Genomic DNA, 11939 nt, shown 5'->3' with positions numbered 1-11939 from the left:
GGACTGGCAATCAAAAAACGACTCTAAAAAGTAGTACAAACACGCTCTTGAGTTCTCAAACCACCACCACACACAAACCGATCCGGAAACCAACCATCAGGAGGAAACCCGAACCGCTCAGCGGCAGCGAGTAGATAACTTACACGAACACAAGAACAAACGCAAACCGGCATGCGAGAACCACGCCAGAACCGTTGAAACGACTGCGTTCCCCCGGCGTGTCGAAAACAACGTTTTCGACCCCCGACACCGCCAATATACCGCCGCAAACAACCGAAAACCACCCAACAACCACTCCCCACCGGCGTGTTCCCCAACAATTCACCCACACGCAAACCCACGAGCAACAACAACGATTGTGTCACACTCACGCCAATCGACCGATGCACGAGCAAAACACGGCAGAATCGTTGCAGCACAGACCACGAAAAAGGCGGCAACCGGAGAAAACCGATTGCCGCCCAGGGATGGTCAGATGACGTGATACTCGCGTAGCAGGGTGACGATGTCGGTGCCGTCGAGCTTCTTCAGCACCTTGCCGAGCACAGCCTTTTCGATGAAGTTGAGTTTCATATCGGCCACCGGCTTGCCATCACGCAGTTTGACCGTGGCGTTCAGCAGGTTGCGCACGTCATAGACACTGCCCCACACCTCCGGCACACCGCGATCGACATCGAGCAGGGTATACACCGCCTCCATGCCGGTGCGCATCGAATACTCGGTAGTAAAGATCGTGTCGCGTGGGGTTTCGGCGAACTGACCGAGGAACGCGAAGTTCACGGCGCCATCCGGCACCACGTCCGGACGATCACCGGCGGCACGTGGCATGAAGAACGCTGTGATGTACGGCATCATGACCGGTACGGTGTTGGCGTGGCTCTTGGCAAGCGCCTCGATCTTGTCGGTCGGCACACCCATGTGGTAGAGCCACTCTTCGCAGATCTCCTCACCCGTGCATTCGGTCATCGGCTTCTTGATGTAGTTGCCGGGCTTGTCGGGGAACAGGCCGTACACCCACACGCACAGCTGGTCCTTGGGCTGGTCACGGAACTGCTGCTGACGGTTGAGCGTCCAGCTCATCAACCAGTTGGAGTCGGTGACGGTGACGATGCCGCCCGTCACCACATGACCGGTGAAGGGGTCGCGTTTGCAGATGCGCTTGATATACGGCGGAATCTCCCCGTCAAGCGTGGTGACGGTGGCGCTCATCCATTTGGTGGCCTGCGGATCGGAGCAGAACTTGTCGGGATGACCGAAGCTGGGATCCTGACGCGCGATATTGCGCCACATATCCCAGCCACCGCCGGGCTTCAGGTCCGGATTCCAAGCGGCTGGCGAGTGCTGCGAGCCCATGGTGGAGTTCTCCACGCAACCGCCGTTGGTGATGAATACGTAATCGTTCTCGGTCAGATCGATCGATGACTTCTCGCCCTCATGATCAAGGTCGATGCGTACGGCGAGTTTCTTGGTGGGGCTGGAGTACGGATTGCGCTTGAAGACACCGGAAGTCGCCTGGATCTTCAGAATCGTGTCCTGACCGACGCCGGTATGCTCACGCTTCGGCCCATCTCCGCCGCCGATGGCGAATTCGACGTTATCGACCTTGGTGTTGTAGTGGAATTGCACGCCATGGCTTTCCAAGTACTTGACCATCGGCAGAATCATCGACTCGTACTGGTTGTAGCGGGTGAAACGCAGTGCGGAGAAGTCCGGCAGACCGCCGATGTGATGAATGTAGCGCTTGATGTACAGCTTCATCTCGAGCGCAGAGTGCCAGTTCTCGAAAGCGAACATCGTGCGCCAGTACATCCAGAAGTTGGAGTTCAGCACCTCGTCGTCGAAGAAATCGGTGATCGGCTTGTCATACAATTCCTCGTCAGGAGTGAAGAACAGTTTCATGATCTCTTGCGAGGCCTTGTCGGACAGCCCGAACTTGCCGTTGGTGCCGGCGTCCTTGCCGAGATCCTTGGTGGCTCGGCATAGGGAGTAGTTCGGATCCTCCTTGTTGAGCCAGTAGTACTCGTCCAGCACGGAGATGCCTTCGGTCTCGATGGAGGGGATGGATCGGAACAGATCCCACATCACCTCGAAATGGTTGTCCATCTCACGACCGCCGCGCATCACGTAGCCGAGGCCGGGGATCTCGGCACCATCGCAGGCACCGCCGGGTACCGAATCCTTTTCGAAGATATGGATGTGGTCACCTGGCATCTGACCGTCGCGCACCAGATAGCACGCCGCAGATAGTGCGGCAAGACCTGTCCCGATGATGTAGGCGGATTTCCGATCGACTCCGGCAGGCTTCTTCGGACGGGCGAACGCTTCATAATTGCCGTTCGAGTAGTACATGATGCTCCTCCTTTGGAGAGTGTGTTGACATTCCGTCAACTTCTTGTATAGACATATTGTCGCATTATTTGCCGATTCGCTATAGGCAACTGTCGGCGTTGTGTGGGATTTCAGAAAACTCCCCTGATACGAGGGGAGTCAATGGATCAGATGTTGCCGCGCACGTGCTGGTCGGCCCATGACTGGGAGTGCGTGAACGTGGCCGGGTTGGCGCTGACGTTGGCATGCGGATCATCAAGCGCGTCGATGGCTGCGAGCTCGGCATCAGTCAGGTCAAAAGCGGCACTGGCCAGATTCATCTTCATGCGATCCACATGCTTGGACTTCGGAATGACGATACGGCCCTCCTGGGTATGCCAACGCAACACCACCTGCGCCGGCGTGACGCCATGTGCCTTGGCAGACGCAATCACAGGAGCAGATTCGATGTCCTTGCCGTGGCCCAGTGGGCTGTATGCCTCGGTGACAATGCCATGAGCCTTGCAGTACTTGAGATTGCCCGGCTGGGAATAACGCGGATGCACCTCAATCTGGTTGACCGCTGGCGCCTCGCCGGAATCTTCGATAATGCCGCGCAGATGCTCAGGCAGGAAATTGCTGACGCCCGGCACGCGAATCACGCCTTCATCGCGCAGTCTGAGCAACGCGCGCCATGTCTCCTTGTAGAAACCGGCTGCGGGGAAGGGCCAGTGAATCAGATACATGTCGACGACATCCACCTTCAGCTTGCGGCGGGATTCCTCGAACGCCACCATGGCGGAGTCGTAGCCTTGATCGCAGTTGCGCAGCTTGGTGGTAACCCATACTTTACCGGCCATGCCAGTGGCCTTGAGCGCGTCGCCCACCTGCTCCTCGTTGTAATAGGCTGCGGCGGTGTCGATGTGGCGGTATCCGATCTCCAGTGCCTCCTCGACCGCCCGCTGGGTATCCTCGGGAGGAATCTGGAATGTACCGAATCCGATCTGGGGAATCACGGAATGCGCCTTGTCGTTCAACGTCAGTTCGGGGGAAACCAGTTGCTGTTCGCTCATGACGATCCTTTCGCTATGGAAACGGATTTCCGCCTTCATGCTACTCCTGCGGTGCTCCGCTGCCGCCCTTGCCCACGCCTATTTCGTCATTCGCTTTCGGCTTGTCCTCGACTAACGGAGCGGGTGAGCGGAATGGACGGGTTGGGCATCGTGAACCGGATGGACGGGGTGATTCACGAGGTCGCGTTCAATCCATGCCATGACGAGGTCGGCGAGACGGTCCACCTCGTCGTCGGTCAATGTGCGTCCTTGAGGAATGCGATGCCACTTCTCGATGCACCCACGGCAGCAGGTGGCCGTGGCATGCTGCGCGGTGAATACCGGATGGCCGCGCCATGGCGTCTGTCTGCCGTCGTTCTTCGGCTCTGCCGCACCGACCCGGTCGCGCAGCATCTCATGTGCATGGCGATTGATGACCACCTTGCCCTTGTCGCGCGCATAGGCGCGGTCCTTGTCGCTCAATATGAACTTGGCGCGAAACTTCGAATGAGATAACCGTCCCAAGGTTTCCGCTATCCAGCGTTGCTCTTCGTGCTCCGCACCGTGCTGTTCTGCATCGTCCACAGTTCTATATGGTAGTGGCTTGTTTTGCTAATAATTGAGCACTGCATCTTCTGTCTCTCCCCCAGTCAGCTTCGCTGACAGCCCCCTCATCAGAGGGGGCCGAAGTACCACCTCTGTTTGTTTCACGGCAACGCAGGGTCCAATGCCACTTAGACAATTGCGAGACAGATCAGTAGTACCCGCAACTTACCCTCAGGCGGCAGGCAAACAGCTCGGACCGAACAGAATCTTAATCTCCGCGAACAGAGAGGTATCTCGTTTCACACGGAATCGATCACCGAACGTCAGCACTCGAGCATTGCCCTTATCGTCCATGATTGCAAGATGCACTTCGCTATAACCGGGATGGCTGGCGAGCACCTGACCGAGACGCGACATGCGATCACGCTCCAAAGCCGCAATCGGCAATGTGATCAACAGGGGGCGCTCATCCTCGGCCTCCAAAGTCGGCACCTGCATTTCCGTAGCTCTCAGTGACACCGTTTCGTCACGAAGTTCGACCTGGCCGCGAATCTGCACCACGGCGTCGACGGCAAGTTCCGAAGCCGCTGCCTCATATACCTTGCCGAAGAACATGCATTGAATCGAGCTTTCCATGTCCTCGATGGTCACGATGGCCCAGGGGTTGCCTTTCTTGGAGACACGCCGATCAACGCCGGTCACGAGGCCGGCGAGGGTGACCTGCTGGCCGTCGGGCATGGTTTTGGCGCGGTCGATGAGATGCGCGATGGACATCTCGCGCAGGGACGCCAATATCGACTGCATGCCAGAGAGCGGGTGGTCGGACACGTACAGGCCGAGCATCTCGCGTTCGAAGTTGAGTTTGGTCTTCTTGTCCCATTCCTCGACGTCCGGCACCGTGACGGAGGCATCACCCATGGCCTCCGCTCCCCCGTCCTCGGTGTCGGCGAACAGGTCGAACTGGCCTTCCGCCTGCTTGCGTTTCAGGCTCACCACCGAATCGATGGCCGCTTCATGCACCGTGAACAACGCCCGACGATTCGGGTCGATGGAGTCGAAAGCGCCGGCTTTGATCAGGGATTCGACCAGGCGCTTGTTCAGCGCGGTCAACGGCACTCGACGGATGAAATCCATGAAGTTCACGAACCTGCCGCGCGGGCCTTCACGTTCGGCGATGATATCGGCCACCGCCTTCTCTCCCACGTTGCGGATTGCACCGAGGCCGAATCGCACGACGTCGCCGACTGCGGAATACTCGTATACCGATTCATTGACGTCCGGGGAGAGCACCTGGATGCCCATGCGACGAGCCTCGCCCAGATAGAGGGCGGTCTTGTCCTTGTTGGTGGCCGCGCCCTGCAGGAGGGCGGCCATGAACTCGACCGGATAATGGGTCTTGAGATACGCGGTCCAATACGAAATCAGACCGTAGGCGGCGGAATGCGCCTTGTTGAACGCGTATCCGGAGAACGGGACCAGAATGTCCCATACCGCGTTGGCGGCTTCCTCGGAGTAGCCGTGTTCCTTCATGCCGGCGAAGAACGGTACCTTCTCCTTGGCCAGCACCTCCGGCTTCTTCTTGCCCATCGCTCGGCGCAGCACGTCGGCCTTGCCGAGGGAGTAGCCGGCCAGGATACGCGCGGCTGACTGCACCTGCTCCTGGTAGATGATCAGGCCGTACGTCTCATCGAGCACCTGCTTGAGCGGTTCCTCAAGCTCGGGATGAATAGGCGTGATCTTCTGCAGACCGTTCTTGCGCTTGGCGTAGTTGGTGTGCGAATCCATCGACATCGGGCCCGGACGGTACAGGGCAATCAATGCGGAGATGTCGTTGAAATTGTCAGGCCGCAGGGTCTTGAGCAACGAGCGCATGCCGTCGGAATCAAGCTGGAACACGCCCAGCGTGTCGCCTCGCGAAAGAAGCTGGTAGGTTTCCTTGTCGTCCAGTGGGATCTTCGTGTAATCAATGGCAGGCTTGCCGTTCGCCTCGATGTTCCTCAACGTGTCATGGATCACCGTCAAGTTGGACAGGCCCAGGAAGTCCATCTTCACCAGACCCAGCGTCTCGCACGTATGGTACTCGAACGTGGTGGTGATGGTGCCGTCGGTGCGCTCCAGCAGGGGCGACGTGTCCGTGATCGGCGCGCTGCCCATGATCGTCGCGCACGCATGCACGCCGGTCTGGCGGATCAGGCCCTCGATGCCCTTCGCCTCGTCGGTGATGCGCCGCGCATCCGGGTCGGACTCGTACATCTCGCGGAACTCGCGGGCCTCGGCGTACCGTTTCGCCGTGGGATCGAAGATGTCGTGCAGGCTGATGTCCTTGCCGCCGGTCGCGGCAGGAGGCAGCGCCTTGGTGACTTTCTCGCCCACCGAGAATTCGTAGCCCATGATGCGGGCGGAGTCCTTCAACGCCTGCTTGGTCTTGATGGTGCCGTAGATCACGCACTGCGCCACCTTGTCGGTGCCGTACTTCTCACCGCAGTACTCGATCACGCGGGCGCGCCCCTCCGGGTCGAAGTCCACGTCGATATCCGGCAGGGAGACGCGCTCCGGGTTCAGGAACCTCTCGAAAATCAGACCGTGCTGCAACGGATCCAACTCGGTGATGCCCATCGCGTAGGCCACCATGGCGCCTGCCGCCGAACCACGGCCCGGCCCCACCATGATGCCGTGGTCCTTGGCCCACTGGATGTAGTCGGCCACGACGAGGAAGTAGCCGCAGAACTGCATCTGGCAAATCACGCCGCACTCATAGTCGGCCTGTTTGAGCACCTCCAGCGGCGGATGGCCGTCATACCGCTTTTCGAGGCCTTCCTCCACCTTCTTCAAGAACAGGCTGGTCTCATCCCAGCCTTCCGGGCATTCGAAGCGTGGCATGAACGCGCCGTCCTCGTGATCGTCGAACATCACGTTGCAGCGTTCCGCGATGCGCAGCGTATTGTCGCATGCTTCCGGGAATTCCTTGAACAGCTCGCGCATCTCCTCCGCCGTCTTGATGTAATAACCCGTACCGTCGAATTTGAATCGGTCGGGGTCATCCAATCGTGAACCGGAGTTGATGCACAGCATGGCGTCCTGTGCACCCGCGTCTTCGGCATGCACGTAATGCGAATCGTTGGTGGCCAGCAGCGGTGCGTTCAGCCTCTTCGCGATGTCGAGCAGGTCCCGGGTCACCTGCGTCTCGATCTTCAGGCCATGATCCATCAACTCGATAAAGAAATTATCCCTGCCGAAGATGTCCTGCATCTCACCTGCCGCACGCAGCGCCTCATCGAACTGTCCCAGTCGCAGACGAGTCTGGATTATGCCCGAGGGGCAGCCGGAGGACGCGATTACACCCTTGGAGTAGGTGGAGAGCACCTCCTTGTCCATACGCGGATAGCGTTGGACGCGACCTTCAAGGTTCGCCTCGGAACTGGCTTTGATCAGATTGACCAGACCCTCGTCATTTTCGGCCCACATCGTCATATGAGTAATCAGACCGCCGCCAGAGACGTCATCGCGGCGCTGGGCTTCCGTGCCCCAGTGCACGCGCGACTTGTCCTGACGAGCGGTTTCCGGCGTGACATACGCCTCGATGCCGATGATCGGCTTGACTCCATTGGACACGCAGTTGGTGTACATCTCGTAGGCGCCATGCATGTTGCCATGGTCGGTGATGGCGACGGCCGGCATGCCCAACTCGGCGACGCGCTTCGCCAATGCGGGAATCTTCGAGGCACCGTCCAGCAGCGAATAGTGCGTGTGATTATGCAGATGTACGAAGTTCCCGGTTTCAGCCATGAGGTCAACCATACCTTAGAGTCTTGTCGGCTATGGATATGTCCTGATTCCCCGCGCAGGAACAATATGCGTCAGCGGGCAATGCTTTTGCGGATCAAAATAAGGTGTCGAACTGTCGTTTATTCTTGCTGCGCGCTAAAGCAGTGGATCCCAAGATGTTCACTCTCGGCAGCCCCAGTTCCGTACATGTGTGCGAATCGAATGCGACGGCAACGGTTCCATCCACTTGTTGGATGAGGGATGTGAATTCCGACAGAGGGCGGGCACTGAGCACGATGGACCCTTCACGGACGAATCGCCTCTGCGGGAATTGTGCTATGCGATCCTCTACATCCCTGAGTCGTTCATCGTGCATCCAGTCGCCGATTGCCTCCGCACCGGAGGATACATCATGCTGTTGTCCGAGTGCGCCGGACACCGCTCTGATGGCTTTCGCCAACCCGTACTTCACGTACTCCACTGTGGGTGCCACATGGCCCTCCTCCCCGTATCGTTCGCGCATCACCTTCAACGCGAGCGGGGCTATCCCCGATTCGCCGCGCAGCGTCACCACAGGGAATTTCGGATTCCTCCCATTGATGAAACGGCCCGCCGACATGCCAAGCTCCATCGGGTTCGTTTGAGTGATGCCCAATGCATGGCACACGAGACTGGCCCTTGCTCTTCCTTCACTGTCGGCGAACACGTAACCCGATTCCTCAAGTTGTTGCTTCATGTCCGCGACCGCCAGCAGATACTCCTCCGCATGCACAAGTCCGAGTGCGTACAGTTCCTGCTCCATACGTTTCCTGATATCATCGGTCATCGCACCATGCAGACGGTCCACCCCGGCCTCGACCATCCGACGTAGAGCACTGGCTGCAGATTCTTCCGGACCATAATTATGGGTCGGCATCAACGAACCTTCAGCTTGAGGATGAAAACCGGCCCGGCATCGTTCGGCGATAAGCAACGTATTGTCACATGCCTCAGGAATGTCCGCGAACAGACTTCTCATCTCATGTCCGGACAGTAGGTGATACCTTTCTCCGGCAAGTCGGAATCGAGATGGATTGTTCCAACTGTCACCGTATTCGATGCACATGCGCATCTCCTGAGCTATCCGGGCCGCAGGACTCGCATAATGCACGTCTGCGGTCGCCACTATGGGAGCATCGAGTTTGCGGGCAATTTCAAGCAGACCGGACCGCACCCGCCGTTCCATCTCCAGTCCGTGATCCATGATTTCAACGAAGAAACTCCCCCGTCCGAAGATGTCCTGAAGATCGCCTGCCATACGGAGGGCGTCGTCGAATTGCCCCAGCCGCAATCTCGTCTGAATCGCCCCCGACGGACAACCAGAGCCGCAGATCAGGCCTGCGGCATACCGTGACAACAGTTCACGATCCATTCGTGGATATCGTCCGACTCTGCCTTCGAGATTCGCGGCGGATGACATCGAGAACATGTTTCCCAGCCCTTCGTCCGTTTCCGCCCACAAACTCAGATGGGTGAACCTTCCATTCCCTCCGACATCATCGGGATTCCGACGCCGGCGCGGAGTCGGATCCCATGAGACTGGTGACGTATCACGCCGATCAGTTTCGGGGGTGACGTATGCCTCCAATCCGAGTACCGGCTGTATCCCTGTCTGTCGGCAGGTCTTCCAGAAGTCGAACAGTCCGTTCACCACACCGTGATCGGTTAATCCGATAGCGGGCTGCCCCATGTCCACTGCCGTCTGGACCAATTCGCTGATGGATGAACCCCCGTCAATCATCGAGAATGAACTGTGCACATGCAGATGCACGAAACCATCACCGCTCGTCATTAATGTCCTTTCCGGAAAATGTATCGTATGCCGATCATCACATCTCGACGAGAAGAACAGTACATATCTACTGTTTGTCAATCCTTTTGTTGACGAAATATCCGGTTATGTGCAGCTCGAACATGATGAGGACATCGGCATTGTCGGCATCGCCTCGCCCCACCCCGTTGAGAAGCTATGAGACTTCACCTGCCGTCCGCCAACTTATAATGGCGCTCAAGAAAGTCGCCATGGAAGGCTTGGAGAATGGACTTCTGAGAGGTGGAGTGTATGTATGGATCAATGAAAAGCGCACCTTCCACGGCTGAAATCGTCGTGGAGATTCTTGAGCTGCTTGACGCGCACACCGATCGGGAGCATGGGGTCTCGGCCGTATGGATCAGCAGGCAACTGGGAGTAACCGAGAAGACCGTCCGAGGTCATCTGCACACCCTAGCGGCAATCGAACCGTTCGGTCGAAAAGTCGGAAAGCTGGAGCGGAAGGATCTCATCAACGCGCAAAGCATCGACACAAAGACCGGCTGGTATATCGAATCCATATTCGATACCGCCCAGATGAGATTGCTTGCGGATGGAGCCGCATTATCTCGTTCGGACGGCGAATATCTCAGGGACCTCATTGCCAAGGTGTACGCCTTCGCGGGCCGCTCCGGGCAACTTGACGGTCTTGGTACCCTGCTCACTCCGCCTCACTACAATCGGGAATTCTTGAGCAATGTGGAGCAACTCAACGACGCCATAGCTCATGAGCGCCAGATACACTTCCACTATTGCACTTATGACGTCAACGGGGAACTGATCCCCCGCATCGACGCAGCAGGCAAGCCGAAGGAATATACCGCCGACCCCTACAATCTTCGATACAAGAATGAGAAATACTATCTCATCTGCCATCTGCAACCCTATGACGACCTGTCATATCTTCATGTTGAGCGTATCCGGAATCTCCGGGTAGAAGACGTCAACCACTCTATTCAACGTACGTTCGATAGCTTCACCGACGATGCAGGAAATCCCATAGACATCGCGGCCTTCATGAACGAACGCCCCTATCCCATCGATGGTGAGGCAGTCCCCATACGTTTACGCGTCGAGGGAGGATTGGAGCCCGTATTCGATTGGTTCAATGACGCGAAAGTGACGCAAATAGAGAAGAACGTCTACGAGGTGGTCATCAAGGCACCGCAATGGGCCACGGCCTTCTGGGCCCTGCAGTACACCAACAGCGGGGTCCATATCACGGTGCTCGAACCCCAGTCCCTACGCAGTGAATTGCTCCGAGCCGGCCATACGCTTCTCAACCGTTATGGGACATCAGAACGGTAGATATCTATCTCTTTGTTTTTCAACACATACGATTAGGAGATACATAAAGGGCATATCAGAGACAGAGCGATAATTATGAATCATTCAAGCAGCATCCACCCCAAGAATATGCAACCAGTCTTCCCGGAGGAAACTAGCAGATACAACCGAATCACAAACCGGCAGCACTGCAACCCTCGGCAACGAAGGCAACACCGTCATTGTCACCGTCCAGCTACAATAAGAACCATTCGCATGCATAAAGCACACGCTAAACAGGAGACTCTTCTTAGTGATGTCCGATACATATATCCGATCATCGGCGCAAATCAGCGAAGACGGCAATTACCGTTATGAACTCAGCCGCGTATGGGATGAAGCTCTACCATCCATCGCATTCATTCTGCTCAATCCATCAACTGCGGATTCGAATATCGATGACCGCACCGTAGAACACTGTGTCGAATATGCCAAACGATGGGGATACGGATCGGTCAGCATGTACAACCTATACGCATACCGAACAACATATCCCAAAGAACTTAAAGCTAAGGGATTTCCCGTCGGACCTCAGAATGATGAAATACTGGCAACTATGGCATCAACAGGCATTAGAATCATTGTCGCGTGGGGCAATAACGCACAACCCAATCGAGTCAATAAGGTAATGGCGATTATCGGCCATCCCGTCGAATGTTTGGGAACCAATAAGAATGGAAGCCCTAAGCACCCAGCTCGTCTTTCATACAAACAGCATCCAGAGCCTTGGCCCTATGATTAGGGTTATAGCAAGTTAATACCAATTAAAGACATCAAACCGACTCAAGATCATACTGATAATCCTGACCGCATCGAGCCCCTTCCGAGGGATATCCATCCGGGAGCATCCCAGGCTGAAGCAGATGACGCCTATTATTGTGATATAAAGCATAAAATCTAGCTCTATTGCCATTCTCCGCAGTAAACACCATCCAGTAAGGACGATTCCGAGATATAGGCCGATCTTCTTGTACACGGGTGTAGTCATCGATCATCTTTAATAACCGATATTTCTCCGCCTGATTGTGCTCATGCTTCATAAGCATGACCTCGTTTAAGTCGATACCTACTTTTCTCAATACATCACTTATTCC

8 protein-coding genes and 1 pseudogene are annotated in these 11939 nt (G+C 56.6%); 2 read left to right on the top strand and 7 right to left on the bottom strand.

Features of this window, described 5'->3' with window-relative positions:
* Window positions 1-471: 471 nt before the first annotated feature.
* The 6 genes and pseudogenes from BW09_RS10480 to BW09_RS11360 form a co-directional block, all read right to left on the bottom strand.
* On the bottom strand, window positions 472-2349 hold the full coding sequence (locus BW09_RS10480; protein ID WP_044090317.1) for an oleate hydratase: 1878 nt from the start codon (window positions 2347-2349) through the stop codon (window positions 472-474).
* 146 nt (window positions 2350-2495) lie between these two features.
* Window positions 2496-3380, bottom strand: a complete 885-nt coding sequence (locus BW09_RS10475; RefSeq protein ID WP_140464160.1) for an aldo/keto reductase — start codon at window positions 3378-3380, stop codon at window positions 2496-2498.
* A 111-nt stretch (window positions 3381-3491) separates the two neighbouring features.
* Window positions 3492-3944 carry a DUF4186 domain-containing protein gene (locus BW09_RS10470; RefSeq protein WP_044090319.1) on the bottom strand — a complete coding sequence of 151 codons (453 nt, stop codon included), beginning with the start codon at window positions 3942-3944 and terminating at the stop codon, window positions 3492-3494.
* A 192-nt stretch (window positions 3945-4136) separates the two neighbouring features.
* Window positions 4137-7691 (bottom strand): DNA polymerase III subunit alpha, encoded by a 3555-nt coding sequence (dnaE, locus tag BW09_RS10465; RefSeq protein ID WP_044090320.1) that lies wholly within the window; start codon window positions 7689-7691, stop codon window positions 4137-4139.
* Window positions 7692-7785: 94 nt separating this feature from the next.
* Window positions 7786-8643 (bottom strand): hypothetical protein, encoded by an 858-nt coding sequence (locus BW09_RS11235; protein WP_258185084.1) that lies wholly within the window; start codon window positions 8641-8643, stop codon window positions 7786-7788.
* Between the two features lie 273 nt (window positions 8644-8916).
* A pseudogene (locus BW09_RS11360) lies at window positions 8917-9501 on the bottom strand (PHP domain-containing protein); the annotation flags it as partial.
* A gap of 282 nt (window positions 9502-9783) precedes the next feature.
* On the opposite strand from BW09_RS11360, the gene BW09_RS10455 reads away from it, so the two are divergent.
* Window positions 9784-10827, top strand: coding sequence for a YafY family protein (locus tag BW09_RS10455; protein WP_238567048.1), 1044 nt, complete (start codon window positions 9784-9786; stop codon window positions 10825-10827).
* A gap of 274 nt (window positions 10828-11101) precedes the next feature.
* Window positions 11102-11587: a DUF1643 domain-containing protein gene (locus BW09_RS10450; RefSeq protein ID WP_081886658.1), complete on the top strand. Its 486-nt coding sequence runs from the start codon at window positions 11102-11104 to the stop codon at window positions 11585-11587.
* A gap of 31 nt (window positions 11588-11618) precedes the next feature.
* Here BW09_RS10450 and BW09_RS11010 read toward each other — a convergent pair.
* On the bottom strand, window positions 11619-11939 hold a 321-nt coding region (locus BW09_RS11010; protein WP_219846531.1), incomplete at its 5' end, for a hypothetical protein.

Source organism: Bifidobacterium sp. UTCIF-1 (genome assembly GCF_006408915.1).
GTDB classification, from domain to species: Bacteria; Actinomycetota; Actinomycetes; order Actinomycetales; family Bifidobacteriaceae; genus Bifidobacterium; species Bifidobacterium reuteri.
The sequence above is the reverse complement of the archived record's forward strand: the minus strand, read 5'-3'. Positions and strand labels throughout refer to the sequence as shown.

Coding starts and splice junctions, on each gene's coding strand:
- BW09_RS10480 (WP_044090317.1), bottom strand. CDS start 2,349: ATGTACTACTCGAACGGCAATTATGAAGCGTTCGCCCGTCCGAAGAAG.
- BW09_RS10475 (WP_140464160.1), bottom strand. CDS start 3,380: ATGAGCGAACAGCAACTGGTTTCCCCCGAACTGACGTTGAACGACAAG.
- dnaE (WP_044090320.1), bottom strand. CDS start 7,691: ATGGCTGAAACCGGGAACTTCGTACATCTGCATAATCACACGCACTAT.
- BW09_RS10455 (WP_238567048.1), top strand. CDS start 9,784: ATGAAAAGCGCACCTTCCACGGCTGAAATCGTCGTGGAGATTCTTGAG.
- BW09_RS10450 (WP_081886658.1), top strand. CDS start 11,102: ATGTCCGATACATATATCCGATCATCGGCGCAAATCAGCGAAGACGGC.